Origin of the sequence: Nostoc sp. FACHB-152, assembly GCF_014697475.1 — a bacterium.
In the GTDB taxonomy this organism is placed as follows: Bacteria; Cyanobacteriota; Cyanobacteriia; order Cyanobacteriales; family Nostocaceae; genus Nostoc_B.
Genome location: NZ_JACJRV010000042.1, coordinates 1 through 23,722 on the forward strand (window position 1 = coordinate 1; position 23,722 = coordinate 23,722).

At 39.3% G+C, this 23,722-nt stretch carries 14 protein-coding genes and 1 pseudogene; 6 read left to right on the top strand and 9 right to left on the bottom strand.

Features of this window, described 5'->3' with window-relative positions; all coding sequences use genetic code 11:
• Positions 1-101 precede the first annotated feature (101 nt).
• A pseudogene (locus H6G76_RS22615) lies at positions 102-374 on the bottom strand (response regulator); the annotation flags it as partial.
• Between the two features lie 1,175 nt (positions 375-1,549).
• Here H6G76_RS22615 and H6G76_RS22620 point away from each other — a divergent pair.
• Together H6G76_RS22620 and H6G76_RS22625 are read left to right on the top strand one after the other, a co-directional pair.
• Positions 1,550-2,167: a GNAT family N-acetyltransferase gene (locus H6G76_RS22620; RefSeq protein WP_190705844.1), complete on the top strand. Its 618-nt coding sequence runs from the start codon at positions 1,550-1,552 to the stop codon at positions 2,165-2,167.
• A gap of 725 nt (positions 2,168-2,892) precedes the next feature.
• On the top strand, positions 2,893-3,441 hold the full coding sequence (locus H6G76_RS22625) for a hypothetical protein (protein WP_190705847.1): 549 nt from the start codon (positions 2,893-2,895) through the stop codon (positions 3,439-3,441).
• A gap of 108 nt (positions 3,442-3,549) precedes the next feature.
• On the opposite strand, the gene H6G76_RS22630 is transcribed toward H6G76_RS22625, so the two are convergent.
• From H6G76_RS22630 to H6G76_RS22640, 3 genes are all read right to left on the bottom strand, one after another.
• Complete coding sequence (locus H6G76_RS22630; RefSeq protein WP_190705850.1) at positions 3,550-4,698, bottom strand: histidinol-phosphate transaminase; 1,149 nt, start codon at positions 4,696-4,698, stop codon at positions 3,550-3,552.
• Positions 4,699-4,778: 80 nt separating this feature from the next.
• The gene (locus tag H6G76_RS22635) at positions 4,779-5,414 is read right to left on the bottom strand and encodes a YqiA/YcfP family alpha/beta fold hydrolase (protein WP_190705853.1); all 636 of its coding nucleotides are present in this window, start codon (positions 5,412-5,414) and stop codon (positions 4,779-4,781) included.
• Between the two features lie 95 nt (positions 5,415-5,509).
• Entirely contained in the window at positions 5,510-7,108 is a 1,599-nt protein-coding gene (locus tag H6G76_RS22640) for a FecR family protein (RefSeq protein WP_190705856.1), read from the bottom strand.
• Between the two features lie 268 nt (positions 7,109-7,376).
• On the opposite strand from H6G76_RS22640, the gene H6G76_RS22645 reads away from it, so the two are divergent.
• Positions 7,377-8,699, top strand: a complete 1,323-nt coding sequence (locus tag H6G76_RS22645) for a hypothetical protein (RefSeq protein ID WP_242056490.1) — start codon at positions 7,377-7,379, stop codon at positions 8,697-8,699.
• A 135-nt stretch (positions 8,700-8,834) separates the two neighbouring features.
• On the opposite strand, the gene H6G76_RS22650 is transcribed toward H6G76_RS22645, so the two are convergent.
• The gene (locus tag H6G76_RS22650; protein WP_190705862.1) at positions 8,835-9,656 is read right to left on the bottom strand and encodes a sulfurtransferase; all 822 of its coding nucleotides are present in this window, start codon (positions 9,654-9,656) and stop codon (positions 8,835-8,837) included.
• 53 nt (positions 9,657-9,709) lie between these two features.
• On the opposite strand from H6G76_RS22650, the gene H6G76_RS22655 reads away from it, so the two are divergent.
• The 3 genes from H6G76_RS22655 (at position 9,710) to glmU (ending at position 14,229) form a co-directional block, all read left to right on the top strand.
• Positions 9,710-10,663, top strand: a complete 954-nt coding sequence (locus H6G76_RS22655) for a tRNA (5-methylaminomethyl-2-thiouridine)(34)-methyltransferase MnmD (protein WP_190705865.1) — start codon at positions 9,710-9,712, stop codon at positions 10,661-10,663.
• A gap of 695 nt (positions 10,664-11,358) precedes the next feature.
• Positions 11,359-12,519, top strand: coding sequence for a two-component system response regulator (locus tag H6G76_RS22660; RefSeq protein WP_397333764.1), 1,161 nt, complete (start codon positions 11,359-11,361; stop codon positions 12,517-12,519).
• A 360-nt stretch (positions 12,520-12,879) separates the two neighbouring features.
• Entirely contained in the window at positions 12,880-14,229 is a 1,350-nt protein-coding gene (gene glmU, locus H6G76_RS22665) for a bifunctional UDP-N-acetylglucosamine diphosphorylase/glucosamine-1-phosphate N-acetyltransferase GlmU (RefSeq protein ID WP_190705871.1), read from the top strand.
• A 27-nt stretch (positions 14,230-14,256) separates the two neighbouring features.
• Here glmU and H6G76_RS22670 read toward each other — a convergent pair whose 3' ends face one another.
• The 4 genes from H6G76_RS22670 to H6G76_RS22685 all read right to left on the bottom strand — a co-directional run bounded on the left by H6G76_RS22670 (position 14,257) and on the right by H6G76_RS22685 (position 23,570).
• Positions 14,257-15,213: an isoaspartyl peptidase/L-asparaginase gene (locus tag H6G76_RS22670; protein WP_190705874.1), complete on the bottom strand. Its 957-nt coding sequence runs from the start codon at positions 15,211-15,213 to the stop codon at positions 14,257-14,259.
• A gap of 82 nt (positions 15,214-15,295) precedes the next feature.
• Positions 15,296-15,454 carry a DUF2256 domain-containing protein gene (locus tag H6G76_RS22675; RefSeq protein ID WP_190705877.1) on the bottom strand — a complete coding sequence of 53 codons (159 nt, stop codon included), beginning with the start codon at positions 15,452-15,454 and terminating at the stop codon, positions 15,296-15,298.
• 202 nt (positions 15,455-15,656) lie between these two features.
• A complete protein-coding gene (locus H6G76_RS22680) occupies positions 15,657-17,771 on the bottom strand; it encodes a PAS domain S-box protein (RefSeq protein WP_190705879.1) in 2,115 nt (704 codons plus the stop codon).
• 18 nt (positions 17,772-17,789) lie between these two features.
• A complete protein-coding gene (locus tag H6G76_RS22685) occupies positions 17,790-23,570 on the bottom strand; it encodes an AAA family ATPase (RefSeq protein WP_190705882.1) in 5,781 nt (1,926 codons plus the stop codon).
• Positions 23,571-23,722: the final 152 nt, after the last annotated feature.

The window sequence follows — 23,722 nt, forward strand, 5'->3', positions numbered from 1 at the left end:
GGCATGGGCGACTAGTGGTTTTTGAGTTGTCGTTGTGAGAGACAACAACTCTACTACGAAACGCCCTACCTCTTCATGCTCTTATTTTGGCAACGGTATTGATCAGTGTAGCCAGTTAAAATAATCCGGATGATATCGGGATATTGAGTGGCTGTCAAACTCAAAAATTCGGTTCCACTCATGATTGGCATTCGCTGATCGGAGATAATCACTGCGACCTCTCCTTCTTGTGCCAGCAGATCTAGCGCCGCAGGCCCAGAGGTTGCCCTCAGCACCTTATAATCTCGATAGAAGGTGCGGTAAAGCAAATCTAGGTTGTCGGGTTCGTCGTCAACAACCAAAATTTTAGGCTTACTTTTTACTTGAGATTTCATGCACCGCTTTCCTGCTGCAACGGCAGTTGGATAAAGAATAATCTGATCAAAAAGAAATTTTTCTTCCTCAGGTAAGAGCAGAGCATTTTAACTAATATGGCTGTTGGCCTAGATGACTGATGAGTGTAATATTTGTTACTCATAGCAATTAGCCTCAATAGTTTGTAATGGTTGCCACTTGCTCTGACATAGCACAATTGCTTTGCTGGTTAGTTGTTTGGTGACATAGCTGATGCTTGCCAAGTTTGTTCTTACCTCCAGTGAGAGCTTTACATTACTACATACAGCATCTGGTCTGGTTGAAAAACACGACTTAAGCTGCATATTAAGTTTGCCCTTTGTAACAGTTGTACTAACATTTGCAGGTAAATTTTCTTTATTTTGGTCTTGGTGGAGTGAGCCATATCACAACAATACGTTTTAAAAGCAAAGTATACTATTAGACCATGAGTTTTTTCTAATTTAGCAGGCATAACCATCAGTTGCACAACTATATGGTGATAATTGCAAATTAATTTTTCTTTAATTAAGATATTGTGTACTGGGTTAAGGTCACTAGCTAACTGCAACTAAGTAGAATGAACACTAAAAGTTATTTTGCCTATAAACCATAGTGAAAATACTTAGAGCATTGTTTTCCTTAAACCTTCTCAGGTTTGGGAGTTATAATTATCCTTTAGCTAGTCAAAGCCATGACTGCCGACAGAAGTCGCTTTCATTTGGCCATACACATCTAATTGCCAGTGTAAGTAAGTAGGTGGGAAAAAACAAAACTATGTTAAGAAAGGTTAATCAGGCAGAAACCCTGTTTTCTCCAGCATAGCTGCCCCCTGCCTCCTGCCTTTTCCCAACTACAAATATTTACGCCGTTCTACTTAGTTGATTTTATTAATCGTACAGATTTAAAGAACTGGGTTACAATCCCTTGTTACTGTACCTCATACGTTTGCAATACGCTGTAAGTTCTGAAGTGGATGTGGTTGCTTGTGACGATTGATGTGATTTATTGTGCAGAAAGATGCTGAGTGTGTTATCCACTTACAGAAGAACCTACAACACCTATAATGATTTCTTGAAATTTTAAGTATATAAAAATAATTGTATTTACAGTAGCAAAAGGTGTTTTAGGATATTTGAGAAGATTTTCGTTAAATGCAATTCATACTAAACTAACCTTGACATCCTGGTTTTTTAACTCATACCACGAACAACCAATCACATCCGCCGCTAATCAAGTTGCCAAACAATTCCATATTCGTGCGGCTACACCTGCTGATTTGGCTGGTATTGCTCAAATTATTGCCGAAAGCTTTCACTCTCAAAATGGTTTCTGGGGATGGGCTTTTCCGTTACTACGTTTAGGAATTTATGAGGACTTCAGACAGCGTTTGTCATCATCTGCACCACATCATATTTGTTTAGTTGCGGTTGACGTTACTAATGCTGGGGTTCATAAGTTAGTAGGAACCGTAGAACTGGGCTTGCGTTTCCATGAATCTTGGAAACAAGGTGGTAAAAGTTTTCTTTATCTGTCTAACTTAGCTGTTGACCAACAATACCGTCGGCATGGTGTGGCCTCAAGATTACTGACTAGCTGTGAAAATATCTGCCAAGAGTGGGGTTATCAAGACTTATATCTCCATGTTTTGGAAGATAATCATCAGGCGAGGCAACTTTATTTTAAATTAGGATATCGGATGCACAAAGTAGAATATAATTGGAATTTATTTTTTCTCAAAAGTCCTCGTCACTTATTCTTACACAAGCACCTGGCTGTTGATTCAATCAGCTAAGTTATTGGGTATGGCTCAAAATTATGATAAGGCGATCGCACCAACAAGCTTGACTCAAAACTCAGGTAATTAAAAACTAAAATAATATTTGAGTACGATAAAAATGTGTTTTTAATCCAATTTTGGTTGCAGGCTAAAACTTGGGTTCGGCACTTTTTGACTTTAATTCCAACATTCTCTCATTAATCGTTACTATTTAGGTGGTTAAGTAGAAATACTATCTTCAATTTTCTGTATTTCCACATTTAGGGAGATTTTAAAAAAATCAACTACTAGTCATAGAGTAGCTAACATCCAAAAATTTTAATCATGTAACTGATGAAAAATATAAATACGTCTATTTTATTTGTAAGGAAAAATAACATACATACAATTTATTTAATCTTCAAAGTTTTAAAATTAATTAATATAAAATATATAATATGATAAAGTCATCAGTGAAATTACGCTGGTAGGTAAAATCTACCTCATAATAACTTTGCATTTGATTTATTCATCTTTATAAAAACTTTAATCTTTTTTTAGAATAGTTGGCAGACAAATTACGCTAAATCTCATAAAATATAATCACATAAATTGCAGATTAATAATAATTTGTCCTTTATCATAACTAAACTGACAAAAAAGTTTAACAATAAAAAACACAAAGATTTTAATTTCGTTTAATTCAAAGTTATCGCTTGAAGTGCAAACAACTACTAAATTATTCAAAATTTATAGAAAACATGGATAGCGAAAAGCGACTACGCTATCAAACTACTATGGTTTCAACTTATTACCCCGACACTAGTTTCCTTGACCATTTTGTGATGCTAGATGGAACTGAGCAATCGTGCGGCTCGGATATCCTCACACTGCTGAACAGTGGGAAGGTTTTTATTATCAACAGTCGGAAGCGAAATGGATTAATACTTTTTAAACGTTACCATGCAGAATTTGCTGGGCCGGGAGCAGCCGTAGGTGGGGACTACGATAGTGATTGTCAAATCGCTCTGCCTATTGGTAATTTATCTTTATTAACTCCCGAATCCTATGAAGAGCGTCAAAAAGCTTATTTAATACGCCGACAATGGATTCGGTTGATCAAACAGATTACTGAAAACTCAGTTCCTCAACAGCGAGTTCAAAAGATTTTAGATCAGTTTGAACAGTATTTTCCCCCAGAGGTGGTGGCTCATTTGCCGGATAAAGCTTTTGCCCTTTTAGTAGGAGTATTGCCACAGACTGTAAGTATCGTACGCCGTTTGGGCGGCGGAGCAGATATTCGATATTAATTACTAATACAGCGTTTTTCGTTTGAGTGCAGTACAAGTAGATAAGGAAAAGCGGCTCTTAGGCTAGAGTAATGTAACTTATTGGGGCGAAAACTGCTGTATATATAGTTAAGATTCAAGATTCGCTAAAGCGGCTTGTATTCGTTCCAAGGTACGGTTATTTTCCTCTGCCGTCCCAACAGTAATTCTCAATCCTCCTGGAAGTAATCGCACAAGTGTGCCAGAGCTTGTGAGTTTTTGATGTATGCTTTTTAAAGCAGTATCTGGTGAGTTATAAGTATTGGGTTTAAGACGCAGATAAAGAAAGTTAGCAGCACTTTCTGTAACTTGTAATGCTTGATATTGCGACAAAACTGTGACCAATTTGTCTCGTTCAGTGAGTGTTGGTGAAATTGCACTGAGTAAGAGTTGACGGTTTTGCAAAGCTGTCTTAGCTGCGATTAGCGAAAAACTAGGAAGATTGTAAGGCAAGCGAACTTTTTCTAAAATAGCGATCGCTTCTGGATGAGCAATACAATATCCTACACGCAGTGCAGCTAAACGAAATGCTTTAGAAAATGTGCGTAAAATTATCCAATTAGGACGCTGTGCCAATTCACCGACTAAGGTATCTTGGCTAAATTCAAAGTAAGCTTCATCAATTACTACTAAAATCTGTTCTGGCAAACTTTTCAGCCATGTCAACTCAGCCTTAGTTAGCTTATTCGCCGTTGGAGAGTTGGGGTGGACAACAAAAACTACCCGAATAGGTGGATGTTGAGTTTGTTCTATTGCAGACTTTGAAGCTTTTAAGTCTATTTCAAAATTGGTTTCGTCTCTGCCTACAGTCACTACTGGAATGCCCAAAGTTTGCGCTAAAATCCCGTACATAGAAAAAGTGGGATTAGCTACTAGAATTGAACCTTCTCCTCCCAGACAAGTAGCGATTAATAAAGAGCGAATTAGTTCATCTGAACCATTCCCTACAGAAATATTGGCAGATGTAAATACTGCTGGAGAGAGATTAGCCGATTCATTCACGTACTCGGCGATCGCTTCTTTTAGTTGCTCATGTCCGCCATCAGGATAGCGATTGGTTTCTATGACTTCTTGATATGTCCAGGCTAGTTTTTCTTTTAATTCAGGTGGTAAATCATAAGGACTTTCATTTGTATCCAGTCGGTCAAACTGTGTGGTGACTGGTTCAGATGTATTACTGCTGGGGTGAGGTTTGTAAGCAGTGAATTGGGCTAAATCTGAGCGGATAAAAGGAAGCATAATTTTTAGTCAATAGTCATTAATTAAAATTACGAATGACTATGTTATTGAATAATGGGAGAGTTCCATATTTTACCGCGTTACGGTAACTGACAGAACAGGCAAATTGCTTGCCAAATTTCTGTTGTGACATTTGCTAAAGCATGATCGCTATCGAGTTCTATCAACTTTACCCAAGGACGATATCGCGCAAAGTCTCTACTAGCGGTAATTGGAATAACCTCATCTTCCATACCATGCAAAATCAGCGTTGGAATAGGACGTTGTAACTTATCCTCTTGGTATTGTTGTGCATCTGTAACGAAATCGTAACTCAAAGGTAGCGATCGCTTTTCCCCGTAATGGTAGACCATAAGATAATTTTCATCTTGCCAACGCTTGACTGCTTCATCTCCTAGCTTTGGCAACCAATGTGATAAAAAACCAAAGGCTGGTGCTAATAGAATTAAGAGTTGCACTTGTTGGTATTGCTGTCCTAAATGAGCCGATACTAGGCCGCCTAAACTTGAGCCGATTAAGGTGACTGGTGCAGAATCATCTGGAAATTCTGCCGCAATTTGATTGATTTGACGCGTGATTGTTAGCTGAGAAAAGTCAGCAGTATTTAGGTCTGGAATTTTTAGCTGTGTCTGAATTTTAGCAAAGCGATCGCATATAGCCTGTGCTTTGGCAGATTTAGGCCCAGAAGCAAAACCATGAAGATAAATGTATTGCAAGGCTGTAATTACTAAAGAGTAGATATTTCTAAATTACGAGGAAGAAACTAAATCGATAACTATAAATTACCGATTTAGTTTCTTTTTTAAGAATTTTAAGGAGCAGGATATTCGTTTTCTCCTGGGTTATGGCCAGGATTCCCGCCTGGATTATTCCCCGGATTATTATCTGTGGGATTGCCGGGATTCCCGCCTGGGTTGTTACCAGGATTATTACCGGGATTACCGGGGTTACCGCCTGGGTTATTGCCGGGATTATTATCTACGGGATTACCGGGATTTCCGGGATTCCCGCCTGGATTGTTACCAGGATTACCGGGGTTACCGCCTGGGTTATTGCCGGGATTATTATCTACGGGATTACCGGGATTTCCGCCTGGGTTGTTACCAGGATTACTACCGGGATTACCGGGATTTCCGCCTGGGTTGTTACCAGGATTACTACCGGGATTACCAGGGTTCCCACCTGGGTTATTGCCGGGATTATTATCTACGGGATTACCGGGATTTCCGCCTGGGTTGTTACCAGGATTACTACCGGGATTACCTGGGTTATTGCCGGGATTATTATCTGTGGGATTGCCGGGATTACCACCTGAGTTGTTACCAGGATTATTACCGGGATTACTGGGGTTCCCGCCTGGGTTATTCCTCGGATTATTACCTGTGGGATTACCGGGATTACTGGGGTTCCCGCCTGGGTTATTCCTTGGATTATTACCTGTGGGATTGCCAGAACTCCCACTTGGGTTGTTCCCCGGATTATTACCTGTGGGATTGCCAGAATTATTATCTGGAATTGGCTGATCAGGATTTATGATGTTGTCATTATTGTTTGGTTCATTAAGCGTATCTGGTAAAAATTGTCCTGTTTCTACCAAGGAGTTAACTGGAGAATTATCAGAAGCAGTACTTTGGGTGGAAGAACTTGGAGAATTAGCGGATAATTCTAGAAAAGATGGGTTTTCAATCACACCTTGACCAACTACAGGCGACTGTACTGCTAAAGCTGCCGCAGTTTCAACTTGAACACTGGCGATCGCTGGATCTGGATTGGGTGTAATATTTTGCTTGGTTAAATTTAAGCCTTCAACTAAATCACTATTTTTATAAAAAGTTCTCAGATCAAAATCGTATAAACCTTGAAATTGACCTTTAACTATCACCATCAGTTGTCCTGCTGCCAAAACCTGACTTTGAGAACCTTCTCGGTTAAAGACTTCAATACCGCTATTTGTAAGTGCGCCAACAACTGTGATGTCTGTTTGTTGGTCGTAGCGGACAAATAAGGCTGAACCTCGAATTGCAGCAGCAGCACTTGGTGTTTGTATCCTTGTCTGTCCTCTTCCTGGTGGAATCAGCAACAATACCGTTCCATTTGACAACCTGAAATTCCGAACCTTAGGTAAGAATTGAAATACCGCCCTTTCCCCAACTCGTGCTAAAGAACCATCGTTGAAACGCAAATCTGCTAGAGATGATCTACCGGTGGCTAATCCATCACCAGGAACTATTGGATCTAATTTGCGTGCTGGGCGTTTTTTGTTGTTTCTAGGTAGCAGTTGTACGAAATTTTGCAAGTTCTGAATTTCAGCGCGCGTTAGGGGAGTCGTCGCATTTGCCTGATTGGGCAAAGGTATGAATATAACTCCCAATAAACTAAATATCAAAAAGCGGAAAGATTTCATATACATAAATATATCAAAACTGGGATAATTTATTTAATGTCGCATAAGGGGCTATATGTACCGCAGTATTATACTTTTGACATTGTTAACTTTATAACTTAAATTAAATTAAAGTAAATTTAATTAAATATTTTAGTCATTAAGTTATTAATAAATCTACAAGTATTAAAAAATAATATCAAAATTAACTAATTTGTTTCGATGAATATACTTTCTAGATTTTTAATCATAAAACTGAATTGTGAGATTTTTTGTATATCAAGCATAAATGTTAATGCAACCAAAGGACTGGAAAAATTTTTTTTCTGTAACTTTCTTAACTTTGAGTGGTGCAAGCAATTTTTGTATTGGAGAAAATGCAGCGTGGGGTATTAAATTACATGACTTTAATGAACAAATACGGCAGCCTCATTATTTAGTAACAGCAGAAAATATACCCTCAAAATTACTACAAATAAAAGCACTTACTGCCCAATCTAATCCCGCATCACCAACAACTCCAGATAATCAACCATTACCCCAGCCACAAGATACTAATAGAGATACTGATCTACCACAAATAGAAGGACAGCCAAAAGTATTTCCTGAGTCTTCGCCAATACCAGTAATTATAGAAGAACTTTTTAATGAACCTTCAACCGATAGATCACAAAGGTTAGAGCGATTAAGGCAGCTATTGCAACAAAGAAGATCAAATCCTAGTAATAATAAACGTCAGGAACTTAACCTACAGGTAAGACCTCGACCTTTGCCACAAACACAGCCAAGAACTGAGGCTAATGACCTTCAAGAACTTGAATTACTGATTAAGCCAAGACCTTGGCCACGACAGCCAACCCCACCAATACAACAGCCAGTAGCTAAGTTTAAACCTATAGGTTCTCTACAAGCTCAGGTAGGCTATTTCTATTCAAGTAACATTTTTTCGTCTGAGTTTTTCCCCACAGAAGATGGCTTAATGTTTTATGGACTCAGATTGGCATCGGCCTATTTTCCTTTAACATCCAAGACTTATATCAACGGTTCAATTGATGGTAACTTAATTCGCTATACAGAGCAATCGAAATTCAATTACAACCAACTCAGTTTTAACATTGGACTTTATCAACAATTTTCGTCAAGGATGTACGGGGAACTTGCTTGGAGTAACCAACAATTTTTCTATGCTAGGAATAGCAACAGTTTTGCCGCAGGCGATCGCTTTTTAAATGAAAACTCACTACGGCTGTCTTTGGGAAGGCGAGACCCATTGAATTCTAAATTATCACTAGATAGCTTTTACCAATTTAGTGCCAATTTTTCTGAACCTGATAACCGTAGCCGGATAATTAATTCTGTTTGGGTTTCATTAAATTATAAGGTACAACAACCTCTCCAAGTTGGGATAAATTATCAGTTTAACTTGTCAGACTTTACGCAACGGCAAAGAGACGACGAGTACCATCGCATATTTGGACATATTTTTTACCGTGTTTCTGATGCCAGTAGTTTAAATTTACAAAGTGGCATCAGTTTTGGTGACTCTACAGACAAAAATATTGATTTTGATGGTTGGTTTTTGACTGTTTATTACAATTTGAAGCTAGGAGAATTCTAGAATTTATTATTTGTCTTTAGCCATTAGTCCTTATTTTTTTGTTTCGCACAAAGGCGAGGCAGAGCGCGATCGCGGGTTTCCCGACTTGTAGACGCGCTTTGCGCTGCTTCTTGACCAATAACAAATAACTAATTGCTACATATAACTAATCCAATCGCTCCAGCTACCAGCATAAAGTTTACCTGTACGAATGCCAGCTAATTCTAAAGAAAGCAAATTCACACAAGCAGTTACACCAGAACCACAGTAAACTAAAATTTCTTCGGCTGTGGCGATGTTTCCCCATCTTTGTTGTTGTTCTAGTTGAGAAAGTAAATTTCCTGATGAATCTGTAACTTCTTGCCAAGGATAGTTAACTGCGCCAGGAATATGACCAGCTATTTTATCAATTGGCTCCCTTTCACCCCGGTAGCGATCGCTCTCTCTCGAATCTACTAATACTACCTGTGGTAAATCTTTGCGGCTTTTTATTACTTCAATATCTACTACCAGTTCGTTTTTAATTTGAGGAATAAAATTACCTGTTTCGGGTTTTGATATGACATCTGTAACTGGATAACTGGCTTGTTGCCATGCACTAAAGCCTCCATTCATCACAACTACGCGCTCATGACCTAAATAACGTAGTAACCACCATAGACGAGATGCAAAAGCCAAGCGAGAATCATCATAAGCTACAACTAAAGTTTCTGGAGAATTTACCCCCATTGCTGATAATTTCTGAGCTAGATGGTTAATATCCGGTAAAGGGTGCCTGCCACCATGTTTCCCTACAGGGCTGGAGAGATCTTGATTTAAATCTAGGTAAAATGACCCTGGGATATGACTTGTTTGATATTGTTTTTGTCCTAATTGTGGATCAGCCAAAGAAAAGCGACAATCCACAATCACAACTTGTGAATCGTTAAGATGTTCAACAAGCCATACTGGGGAAACAAAAAGTTGGATATCAACCATAAAAACTCAAAGCTTTAATTACATTTATTAGCTACTAATTAATAAAAAATCTGATGCCAGAATTTGATAACTTTATACCACAAGTAACTGCGGATGGTTCTTTCACCTTTTTCTCACAAGAGTTTGGCGAGTCATTTCACAGTCATTTTGGAGCTAAACAGGAGAGTTATTTTAAATTTGTGGAACCGACGCAATTGGCTCAAGCTGCGGAAAAACCAGTTGTGCGGTTACTAGATATTTGTTATGGTCTAGGATACAACACCGCAGCCGCTTTACAGACAATTTGGGCAATAAATCCGAGTTGTCATGTGGAATTAATCGGTTTAGAACTAAATCCGGCTGTACCCCAGGCGGCGATCGCCAATCACTTATTTGATAACTGGAATTACGAATACTCAGACATTTTGACTCGGTTAGCGTTTGCAGGGGAAATACAAACACAATGCCTCAACGCTAAGTTAATGATCGGTGATGCCAGAATCTCGATTGTAAAGTTAAATCAATCGGGTTTCCAGGCAGATGCAATTTTTTTAGATCCTTTTTCCCCGCCTCAGTGTCCTCAGCTATGGACTGTTGAATTTCTGAAACAAGTTTCACTCTCTTTACACAAGAATGGCTTGCTGGCAACTTATTCTTGTGCTGCGGCTGTTCGCACAGCACTAATATTGGCTGGTTTACAAATAGGTTCTACTCCTCCTGTTGGCAGGCGATCGCCAGGTACCTTAGCCGCATACCCTAGAGATGAAGGAGGTAGAAAAATCAATGATCATTCCCTCTCATCCGAACTCCCTCCTCTCTCCTTAGAAGAACAAGAACATTTGCAAACTCGTGCGGCTATTCCTTACCGCGATCCGCAATTAAAAGATTCTGCCTCTGTAATCATCACGCGGCGACAACAAGAACAAAAATCCTGTTCGTTGGAACCTACCTCCCATTGGCGGAAACGTTGGTTATTGAATAACCAACCCAATGATTTTATTAGCCGTAATTCTTCGTTGAGTCGATAACTGTGATCGTTAAATTTTTCTTTTGTGATCTGATCCATATTAATGTCATAATTTTTAATTTAAATTTGTGTAATGTAATGAGGTAGTTACAATGTTGCCCAATTAAGGTAATTACGGTTAATAGCTAGGAGAATGACCAAACGAAGGCTTATATTATCAACCAAAACCATTAGTTAACACCTTTACTCAGTTGAAAACTTTTGCTATTAAATAATATATGTTAAGCAATATTAAATTAAGTAAATTTTTAGTCAGTGAAAATTTTTGACAAAAAACTTACTCTTTCTAAAATTTAATGAAACTATTAAAATATAACTTAGGCAATTTAAATGAGTTCAAGTTAATATTGTAACGCCTGTAATTTTAAAAAATACTCAAGAAAAACTGAGTCAAATCTTGTACTAAATTAGTATTTTCAAATCAAGACTTAGGAAGTTTGATAACAAAATTTATCTAAATATTTATTTTATTTTTGTAAAAAAATATAATCTGCGTTATTTACAATATTAATCTAATGTTAGTACAGAAATCTTGGAGAAAGACAAAGTAAACTATAGTAACAGACATAAAATTAATTTCGTAGAGAAAGACTGCTCACTTATTATAAAAAATGGGGTGCCTTTGTGATTCACTGGAGTTCCAAGTTGATCAACAATAATGAACAGAGTTTTAGTGTATCAAATAACATAAAAAATATACATAAGAATGTAGAAGAAAATCGCAAAATAGAATGGCAAAACTCAGATAATTATCCACTCAGCTTATCTCAGGAAGAAGTAATACTTGATCCTGCTCAAGTAGGATCTGCATGGAAAAAACCGGAGATTAATTGTGGATTCAATACATCAATATCAAAAACATTACAAAGTAAAGGCTCCAAAGTGAATGGCGTTGATGCTGAAGCACCAAAAATTTTAGTGGTAGACGACCATACTGCTAGTAGAATGACAGCTGCGGCTTTGTTGTCAATGGAAGGTTATGAAGTAATTGAAGCAGATAGCGGTGCTACTGCGGTGGTAATGGTAAAACAACAACAGCCAGATTTGATTTTGCTGGATGTAATGATGCCAGGAATGGATGGATTTGAAGTATGTCAGTTGCTCAAGCAGGATGAAAATACTAGACTAATTCCAGTAATTTTTATTACAGCATTGAATGATCGGCGATCGCGTATTCGCGGCATCGAAGTTGGGGCAGATGATTTTCTCACCAAACCCTTTGACCGTGTAGAACTAGCAGCGCGTGCGAAGTCTCTAGTAGGACAAAAGCGGTTAAATGAAGACTTAGACCACGCTGAACAAGTCTTATTTTCTATTGCTAGAGCCATTGAAAGCCGTGACCCTAATACAGGCGACCACTGCGAACGGTTGGTCAAGATAGGGCAAGCTTTTGGGGAATATCTTAATCTTTCTCGCTCTCAAATGCGAGATTTAATCTGGGGTGGTTATCTTCACGATATTGGTAAAGTGGGTATTTCTGATGCAGTGTTGCTGAAAAAAGGGCAACTTACTCCAGAAGAGTGGGAGATGATGCGTCAGCACGTGATTATTGGGGAAAAAATTTGTCAACCACTGCGTAGTATGCGGGGTGTAATTCCCATTATTCGCCATCACCACGAAAGATGGAATGGTTCAGGTTATCCCGATGGATTAAAAGGAGATGAAATTCCTTACCTGGCCCAAGTTTTCCAAATACTTGATATTTATGATGCTCTAACTAGCGAACGTCCTTATAAAAAAGCTTTTACCACCGAAGAAGCTTTAGCCGTAATGCAAGAAGAAACTAACGCAGGTTGGCGTAATCCTGAATTGATGCAGCAATTTGCTAAATTTATTCGTGCTTACAACAGTAAATAATAGAAAAGTCTGAAAAACATAGCAGTAAAAGCATAGTTTAGACATCAATAGGACTTACGCAAAATATCTCTCAAACTCTTATTTCTCCGTGACGCACCAGTTGCTACAAGTCAGCAAAGCCGCGCAACGCACTGGCTTCTCTGCGTCTTTGTGGTACTCTACCCTTCTCCCAAAGAGAGAAGGAGTACGGGAAGCCGCTAGCGCGTCTAGGTTATTCCGTAACTCATGCGTAAGTTCTAAAATACTTTCCAGCCAGTTCCCCGCTATAAAGGCTGTACTTTCAGGTAAAACCTGTAGATAGGCAGGGATAGGATAGCGTGAAATCCTATACTTTATACTTTATAGTTCATAGCTTTGATTATGGTAGTTGTAGCAATTCTAGCGGCAGGACGCGGCACAAGAATGAAATCAAGCTTACCCAAAGTTTTACATACTTTAGGTGGGCGATCGCTAGTAGAAAGAGTTCTTGAAAGTGTAGAACCGCTTTCACCCTCACGACGAATGGTGATTGTCGGGTATCAGTCTCAAGAAGTGAAAGCCGCTATGCAGTCAGACTCCAGCTTGGAGTTTATCGAACAGACAGTTCAATTGGGAACAGGTCACGCCATCCAGCAATTACTCCCTCATCTGGAAGGCTACACCGGAGATTTACTTGTACTGAATGGTGATGTGCCACTGTTACGTACCGAAACTCTCAAACAGCTATGGCAAACTCACCAAGAACATCAAAACTCCGCCACTATCCTTACAGCCCAGTTACCTGACCCTAAAGGCTACGGGCGAGTTTTTTGTAATAGTGAAAATATAGTCCAACAAATTGTAGAAGACAAAGATTGTACTCCTGCCCAAAGGCAAAATCGACGGATTAACGCAGGGGTTTACTGCTTCCGTTGGCAGGACTTAGCCAAAGTATTACCTCATTTAGAAGCTAATAATGCCCAGAAAGAATACTACCTCACCGATGCTGTGACTCAAGTCGGGAAAGTTATGGCCGTGGATGTCGCAGATTATCAAGAAATTTTAGGAATAAACGATCGCCTACAATTAGCCACAGCTTACGAAATTTTGCAAAAGCGCATCAAAGAAAAGTGGATGATGGCAGGTGTGACTCTCATCGACCCGAACAGCATCACCATTGATGACACTGTAGAATTACAACCCGATGTGATTATTGAACCCCAAACTCATCTACGGGGAAACGCCACCATTGGAACAGGCTGCCGTATTGGGCCGGGAAGTTTAATTGAGAATAGCCAGGTGGGTGAAAACGTTACAGTCCAATATTCTGTGGTGACTGATAGTATTGTGCAATCAGGAACTCGGATTGGCCCCTACGCTCATTTACGCGGTCATGCCCAAGTCGGTAATAACTGCCGGATAGGTAACTTTGTGGAGTTAAAAAATACCCAGTTAGGCGATAAGACCAATGTAGCCCATCTCTCTTATTTAGGTGATGCGACTACTGGCACACAAGTCAATATTGGTGCAGGTACAATTACTGCTAACTATGACGGCGTGAAGAAACACCAAACTAAAATCGGCGATCGCACCAAAACCGGTTCTAACAGCGTGTTAGTAGCTCCAGTTACCTTAGGTGATGATGTCTACGTGGCTGCTGGTTCTACTGTCACCGAAGATGTTCCCAATGATAGCTTAGTAATTGCCCGTAGCCGTCAGGTAGTCAAACCAGGTTGGCGAAAAAACAAGTAAAGACGTTGCGATGCAACGTCTCTAACGCTAGTTTATACAGCCAATTTGTGTGCCAACAGGCATTTCTAAAGTGTCGCCAAACTTTTCGCCGTCGTGGTAGGCGGCGAGTAAGACTTGGCTAGTTTTACCCCAAGCGATCGCACCACTGGCATCTAAGGCGATCGCCCCTAAATCTCTTTGATGTTCGTGGGCTTCAGCAAAGGAACGTTGCATCGCATCTTTGAGCGACATCCCATCCGTAACCCGCACGACAATCCTGGGTGCTAAACACTCATCGATAATATCTTCGCCAATCCCAGTACAGCTAACAGCCGCATGACCAGTAGCATAATTCCCGGCTGGCATTGCTGAATCACTAACCCGACCGATGCGTTCAAAGCCTTTACCGCCAGTGGAAGTACCTGCGGCCAGACCACCATGACTATCTAACGCTACTACGCCAATCGTACCGCGCCCAGCATTGCTAGTTTCCAATAACTCTGGCTCGGCTACTACCCCAGCCATAGCTCTTTTAAAATTATCTTGACGCTCTTGAATCCACTCTTGCAAGCGCAACTCAGTTAAAGCATTGTAACTTGGAACTTGTAACTCCCGTGCTAGTTCTGCTGAACCGTAATCTGATAGCACGCGATCTGGAGAGGTTTGTAAAAATTGAGCTAACTCAATGGGATTTTTTACTCGTGAAACATTAATCACACCACTAAAACGCCCTGACATCCCATCCATCAAAGCTGCACTCATCCGAATTTGACCGTCAGATTGCAGCACCGAACCAGTACCAGCATTAAAGCGGGGGTTATCTTCTAACAGTTGACAACCCCGTACCACTGCGGTAGGAGCATTTGCTCCCGACAATAACAAAGCATAAACTTCTTCTATAACTGCTTGGAGCGATTGGCGTACTGATTCTACGCCTCCTTTGCCGTGGAGAGAACTACCAGCCCCTCCATGAATAATTAATTTAGGTTGCACCTGTACCTTCATTTATATATATGCGCTATTTGCGTCTGATTTACAGTTGATTTTACACTTCACACTTTATACTTCATACTTCAGCCTTTACCTCTTATTCTGTTTTTGCATCAGAACGGCGACGACGGCAACGTTCTGAGCAGTATTTCACCTCGTCCCAGCAATCTTGCCATTTTTTCCGCCAAGTAAAGGGACGTTGACATACCGGGCAGATTTTTGTAGGTAGGTCAGATTTAGAACGATAACGCCCCATATAAATACAGTGAATATTTCAAATTAATTTGCGATTCAGACGGAAAATAATTATAACCAGTTTCCTACAAATTTGTTGTCGTTAGGCAACATTTAAGAATTTATAATTTTTTCGTGACAATTTATATCGGCAATATCCGCCTAGCACACCCTACAGCCATTTCATTTTTACTTTATAAATAACTTCTAAATAATTGCACTATTCAAGAAATCTGCAAACCTACCTGTTGAATTGGAATTTTAATCACAAATTCTGTTCCCTGCCCTGGTTTGGAGTGGCATTCTAATTTGCCTGCGTGTTTTTCGGTAATGATTTGATAACTGATGGACAATCCCATACCTGTCCCTTTGCCTATAGGCTTGGTGGTAAAAAATGGATTAAAAATTCTTTGTTTAACTTGCTCCGGCATTCCCATACCGTTGTCAGCGATCGCAATTTTTATCCAATTAACATCAATTACCGAAGTAGTAATTGTAATTGTCGGCAGTTTGTCTTTCCCTATTCCCACTTCTAAGGCATCAATAGCATTAGCGAGAATATTCATAAACACCTGATTGAGTTGTCCGGCGTAGCATTCTACTAACGGTAATGAGGTGTATTCTTTGATTACTTGAATTTCAGGGAATTGGGGCTTTTCTTTGAGGCGATGTTGCAAAATCATTAAAGTACTGTCTATCCCTTCGTGGATATCCACGGCTTTAAATTCAGCTTCATCCATGCGTGAGAATGTACGTAGCGATAGCACAATCTGCCGGATGCGCTGAGTTCCAACTTTCATAGACCTTAATATTTTTGGTAAATCTTCTTGAATGTACTCTAAATCAATTTCTTCGCATAACATTTCAAATTCGGGTAGATTATTAGATCGATATAAATTAATTACGCGCAATAAATCTTGAGTATGTTCTTCAAGATGACTGAGATTACCATGAATAAAATTGACAGGGTTGTTAATTTCATGAGCAACTCCGGCAACTAGTTCTCCCAAACTCGACATCTTTTCTGCTTGAATCATTTGTGCCTGAGTGCGCTGAAGTTCTTCTAGAGTTTGGGCTAAATCTTCTGCTTGTTGTCGCAGTTGCACTTCAATTTGTTGGCGATCGCGAATATCACGGGCAATGGTTGAGAAGAATTCTATTTCTCCCTGTTCATTTCTATGGGCAATTATCACCTGAGAGACTGGAAATGCTTCTCCAGTACGACTGCAAAATATAGATTCTCCCGACCAAATTCCTTCTTTAATTACGGTAGGCATAATCTCAGTCTGGAAGTTGTCTGATATTGATACCTCACTAATATGAAACTTGTTGGTTTCTGAAGCGGGAATGTTTAAAATTTTCTGACCTGCTTGGTTGAGATAGCAACTATTGCCGTCGGCATCAGCCATACCTACAATATCAGTGGTTGCTTCTAAAATAGCTAATAGTCGGCGTTGCTCTTTTTCTGCCTGTTTACGCTCACTAATATTTCGCACTACCGAAAGTGCATGAGGCTTGCCATTGTAGTCAAAAAGTTTCCCTGTGACTTCTATATCAAAATAAGTTCCATCTTTGTGGATATCTACAGATTGAGTGTGAAATTCACCTCCCATCTTGATGGTATTGATAAATTCTCCAAATTGCGAAAAAGAGTTGGGATGAACAAAGGCTGTGGGGTTTAAGTAGGAAAATTCTTCTTGAGTATAGCCATGCATCTGGCAAAAAGCAGGATTAGCAGCAACAATTTTACCAGTATCTAAATCAACAACACTAATACCATCATTAACAGTCTCGAAGATACTACGATATTGGGCTTCTTGTTGACGTAAAGCCGCTTCCGTGGCTTTGCGATCGTTAATATCTCTGGCTGCCCAAACTACCGTATTCTCGTTCATAACGGCAACACTAGCCTCAAACCAAACTTCTTGATTACCTAAAGGCAAGCTGTATTCTATCTTTACAGTCTTTTTAGTTTTAAGTACCTGTTGAATACAGTCGAGGAAAGAGTCAGCTAGGTCAGGAGGTAAGACTTCATGACCAGTTTTACCTAATATTGCTGCAGAAGGTTTGTACAGTGACGGCGCACAACTAGGAGCAATCTTCAAGTATCGCCCCTCAGCATCAACAACCAGAATTACATCTTCTATGGCATTAAACATTGCCAGTAATTCTGCTTGAGAAGTATTGCTTTCTAACTGGAGTTGAGATGCTTGCAGCTTTTGTTCTAGTTTGGCAATCTCTGCTTGAAATTCACTGGTAGATTTTGCTATTTTTTGCTTTAAAATAGCGTTTTCCTGACGTAAAAAAAGTATTTCTTCTTCGAGCGATTTGTTGTACATGAATTTTCCTCTAATTGACTATTTAATTGGAATTAAGATGACAAATTCTGTACCTTGCCCTGGAGAAGAATTACATTGAATATAACCACCGTGTTTTTCTACTATAATTTGACGAGCGATCGCCAGGCCTAAACCTGTTCCCTTTCCTACAGTTTTCGTAGTAAATAGATGGTCAAATATTTTTTGCTTTACTTCTTCATCCATCCCAACACCATTATCTGCAATTTTAATTGCAACGCTTTTATCCTGCACCGATGTTTGAAGAAAAATTTGCAGCTTTAAGACTCGATTTACTTTCAAGCTCAATTCATCTAAAGCGTCAATTGCATTGGCTAATATATTCATAAATACCTGATTTAATTGCCCAGGAAAGCATTCAATCTGGGGTAGATTGCCATATTCAGTTATAACTTCTATAGCTGGGCGTTGGTCATTAGCTTTGAGGCGATGCTTAAGAATTAAAATTGTGCTATCTATACCTTCATGAATATTAAATAGTACCTTGTAATCTTGATCAGCGCGGGAGAAAGTGCGGAGACTGGTGCTAATATTTTTCAGGCGATCGCAAGCGATAATCATAGAATCAATTACTTTGGGTAAGTCTTCTAAGCTGTAATCTAAATCGATTTCTTCAGCATGGTCTTTAATTTCATCACTAGGGTTAGGTAAACTTTCTTGATAAAGTTTCAAGTGTTCAACAATATCAGCTATCGTAGGTTGAGTTTGTTTAAGACTGGCTGAAATAAAACCCAAAGGATTATTCATTTCGTGAGCAACGCCGGCAACTAAATTACCTAAAGCAGACATTTTTTCATTCTGTACCATTTGTAATTGGGTGTTTTTTAAATCTTCTAAAGCTGTAGCGAGTGCTTGAGATTTTTCTGTAACGGCTTTCTCGGCTTGCCGGCGATCGCTAATATTAATAGTTGTTCCAACTAAGCGATAAACTTTGCCAGCCTCGTCTTTTAAGGGGCTAAGTGTAGTTAACCACCAAGTCTCCTGTCCATGCAATTGCAGACATTCTTCATAGGTAAGTGGTATTCCATTGTGGCAGCAATGCAGATACTTTTGATATACTTTCTCACCTTCATTAACACCTAGTAATTCTTGTGGAGTTTTACCCAAAGCTTCAGCAAGAGAAATACCACTTGCTAGTTCGCTAGATTTGCTCCATCCTGTGTACTCAAACCTACCATTATCTCGGACATCAGCCACAAAAATAGAGCAGCCAATACCTGCGTAAATACTAGTGAGAAACTTTTCTCGCTCTTGGAGATGATTATATAATTGGGCATTTTCTAAAGAAATTGCGGCTTGTGTGCAGAAGAAATTTAAAATAGAAAGGCGATCGCTCGTAAATACCCCAGAAGTTAACTTATTTTCGAGGTAGAGCATACCCACCAAATGCCCTTGATTAACTATTGGCGTACACAGTACACTTTGGGGTTGATGTATTAGCATATATTGCCCAATTACCCCTGGTATATCTGTTTTGCCATTATCTATGACAACTGTTTGCTGGGTATTTCTAACGTAATGGATGAGTTTGACAGGAATATCTTGGCAAGTTTCTAGTAATTGTGTTTCAAGAATAGTCTCTATTTCTCCATCTTTGATCAAAGCAGTGGCTCGAACTTGCCAAGTAGAATCTTGAAGTAGTAGTACAGCTTTTTTCGCGCCAGAGTTTTCCAGGATAATTTGAAGCAGACTGGCAATGAGTTCGTCTAATTTCAGAGAACTGGAAATTGCTTGAGTGGCTTTAAAGATAGAGGCAAAATCCAGAACGTTAGAATAACTAGTGCTGTCGCTAATAGAAGTCCGATTTGATGAAACGACTGGATGAAAGGCGATAGTTTCTAGGGGGTTAAAGTTCAGTTTTTGCTGTTGCAGAATCAATTGCAACAGTTGAGGATAGCGGTTTTCTAAGTCGTTAGTTTTAGCTTTAGCACCCCAACGAGCATAACAGTAATAAGCTTCTTGCATATAACCTGCCGCAACTTTATCTTTACCCCAATTGAGGTAGAATTTAGCTGCAAGTTCGTTAGCTATAGCTTCTTCTTGGATGTAACCGTTGGCTTTAGCTCCAAAAATGGCGCGATCGTAATAATCTGCTGCTTCATATAGCAATCCTAATACCCGATATTTCTCTGCTTCTACCAAATCAACCTTATGTTGGTGATTCATCGGCGCATAGTACGCCCAATGCTGTAGTTGCGTTTGATTTTCTGCTATACGCCGGAATGTTTCTGATTTCTCGTCGGGAATTGAACTCAACTGTGATAAAACAATCAGAGAATCGTAAAAATAAAACGCAGGTTCACCAACAAATCCAGCACCAGCAATTGCATAACGTCTAACTTCGACTGCGTAGTTTGTCGCTTGCTCAATTTCTCCAAGCCAAAAGCAGAGTGTCAGCTTACTCAAATAGAACCAATACACTCCAAATAAGTCGTTGGTAGACAGCAGCATGGGGAGAAATTCTGTTTCTTGAACAGCTTCACCTGATAAAATGGTGGGATTTTCTGACAAATCTAATAAATTTAAGACAAATTGCCAAAAAATGTGACAGCGATTCGCTGTGGTCAGTTGGTGCAGTTGTAGCAACTCATGACAATAGGTGCTAATCTCCTGTTCTAAAGTGACCAGTGGTTGACCACACCAAAGAGAATTAAGACAAAAATTAATAGCGTTATTTCCAGCGAACTCGATGTTTCCTACTTCCAGTCCAGTCGCGTAACCTTCATGAGAAAGTAGTAAGGTGTCTTTGATATGAGAGTTGCGGTGCAGAAGAAATGCTTCCAGTACCGCTAAGACTTCAGATTTAGTTTCTTTAGCATCCAATTTGTAGACGAGTTGCAGTGCTAACTGACCAAATTTGACTGCTTTATCTACATCTTTCAGCATATTGCACAGCATAATGCCATACATCGCATAGTTAAAGGCTGAAACAGATGTATTGCCATGTTGAATTGATAGTTTCACTGACAACGCAACGAGTAATGGTAGCAAAGGGGAACCCGTGAGATGCGCCGCAGAGATAATGCTACTGGCAATTTGCACAATTGCAAGTTTTACCTCATCCGTCATTACAGGTAGGTTAACTAAATCTTCAATCTCCCGCTTGCCAATTAGTTGGGCGAGTTCTTGAAATACCTGTTGAATATCTGTGGGTGTGGGTGTTTCAGGAAAGGTAACGCCAAGCTGTTGCAGGATGCTTTGAGCGATCGCGATCGCTTCAGTAAATTTATATTGGGATATGTAAGATTGAATTTTAATGCAGTGAACCTTAACCTGTTCGGGTAAGGAGTGCGCTTGTTGGATGACAATATTAATGAACTGTTCCATCGTCTCAAAGTCACCGCAGAGCATTGCTAGTTCAGCCGCTAGTTCGTGCAGCGCGAGGGTCATATCATACTGTTGTTGCCAAGCTGTTTCGCCTAACAGTGATATTCCCACTGTGATGTATTCACGAGCCGCTTGATAAGCAGTGGCGGCTTTGGCTTTACGACAGGCGGTGAGGTTAAGTTGTGCAAGTTGCTCTCGCTCTGTTTGTTGTGTAATTAAACTAGTCCCGTGATTTAATTGATTGACCAGTTCAAAAATGCGGTCAACTCTGGCTGCGGGTGAAATCTGTTTTAGCAGTAGTTGTCCAATCTGATAATGAGTTTTCTGTTTTTGGCGATCGGGAATTAAAGAATAAGCCGCTTGTTGGACGCGATCGTGTAAAAATCTGTATTTGGCTAATTGTTGATTGTTATGGTCATTTTTTCCTACTAATCTGTCATTTGTGTTTCCTTGATAAAACTTATAAATGTCACTGATTGGTAAAATCAACCCTTCCTGCAATGCTTTCCATAAATTAGTAGCTGTTTCGATTTCTGATGCTTGCGAAACAATGGCTAAAGTTGCCAAATCAAATTCACTACCAATACAAGCTGCTAACTGTAAAATGTTTTGAGTTGAGAAAGGCAGTCTTCGTAATTGAAATGCCATAAAATCTACAACTTCATCTGTAACTGCTTGCTGAGTTACTTGTGTAATATCACATTCCCAACCGCCTAACTCAAAGTTAAATTTGATAAGTTTATCTTGATGCAATGCTTTGAGAAACTGTGTCACAAAAAACGGATTACCTTGGGTTTTTTGAAATATTAATAATCCTAAAGGCAATGCCAATTTTGTTGTACATTTAAGTGTGTCAGCAACTAATTGATTGATTTGCCCTTGGCTTAAAGGTGCTAAGGTAATTGTATTAATTGTTGCTTGTGTTTTTTCAATTTCACCCAAAGTCAATATTAATGGATGTATTGGTGTGACTTCATGATCACGATAGGCACCAATTAACAATAGATGCTCTGTATCAGCCATTAATAGTTGGATTAACTTTAATGATGCCGAATCTGCCCATTGCAAATCATCTAAAAAGATGACTAAGGGGTGTGATTTGCTGGTGAAGACGGCGGTAAATTTATGAAATATTAAATTAAACCTATTTTCGGCTGCTGTTCCTGAGAGTTCTGGGACTAATGGTTGTTTACCAATAATGCGTTCTAATTCAGGAACTACATCAATAATTACTTGTCCACTGTCGCCAACAGCATTTAATATCTTGTTTTTCCATTGCTGAATTTGAGTATCGCTTTCTGTTAACAATTGCCCCATTAAATCGCGAAAAGCTTGGACAAATGCTAACAAAGGAATATTCCGGTTAAATTGGTCAAATTTACCCTTAATAAAATAACCACGCTGTTTAACAATCGGTTTATGAACTTCGTTAATTACAGCAGTTTTTCCAATGCCAGAAAAGCCTGCTACCAGCATCATTTCTGTTGCCCCTAAGCTAACTCTGGCAAATGCTTGTAATAAAGTATCTACTGCTGCTTCTCTGCCATAGAGTTTATCGGGAATGATGAAGCGATCGCACAGATCCCTTTGAGCAATTTCAAAACTGTTAATCTTATTAGTTTCTTTTAGCTGATGCCAACAATGTTCTAAATCAAATTTTAGCCCTAATACACTCTGATAACGGTCTTCAGCATTCTTTGCCATCAATTTCATGACGATATCAGAAAGCACATGAGGAATATTTTTACTGTTAATTGCCGGAGGTGTTTTCGCAATATGAGAATGTATCAACTCCATTGCATCGTCTGCTTGAAAAGGTAATTCTCCTGTGAGTAATTCGTAAAAAGTGACTCCTAAAGAATAAAAGTCAGTTCGGTAGTCAATTCCTCTATTCATCCGGCCTGTTTGTTCTGGAGAAATATAAGCCAGTGTTCCTTCTAAAACATTGGGACTGATTAGAGTTTGGGTTTCTCTTGGTAACAAAGATGCAATACTAAAGTCAATTAATTTAATTTGTTTTGTTTGTGGGTTGATTAAAATATTGCTGGGTTTAATATCTTTATGGATAATCTGCTCGCGGTAAAGTATTTCTAAGGTGTTACATAGCGCGATCGCTATCGGTAAAAATTCTGTTAAAGATTGCAAGTTTCTGGCTAATACCCATTCCTGAAGAGAAATTCCCCCAAAGTCTTCCATCACCAAGACATAGCCATTTTGATAAGGTTCTAGGCTGTAGGTTTGGATAATTAACGGTGAGTTGAGATTTTTGGCGATGGTGTACTGGTTGCGGAACTGTACCAATTCACTAAAACTAGGGAAAGGGTTTTTCAGCAGTTTGACCACTACAGGTAATGAGTCATTTTGCCGATACCCCCGATAAACCTGGGTTCTTGAACCGTTGTACAGTTCTTCCGTTATGTGATATCCGGGAATGGTGACTCTTAGGCTGACCATACTGCTAAATCGTTACAATCTACAGATTTAGTTTTCCCAAATATGTTAAGTTTTTTGTTAATCAGAGTAAAAATTTACACAGGAATTACAATTGAAAGTTCCGTTCCTACGCCGAACACAGAGTTAAAGTACAATTTGCCATTGTGGGTTGA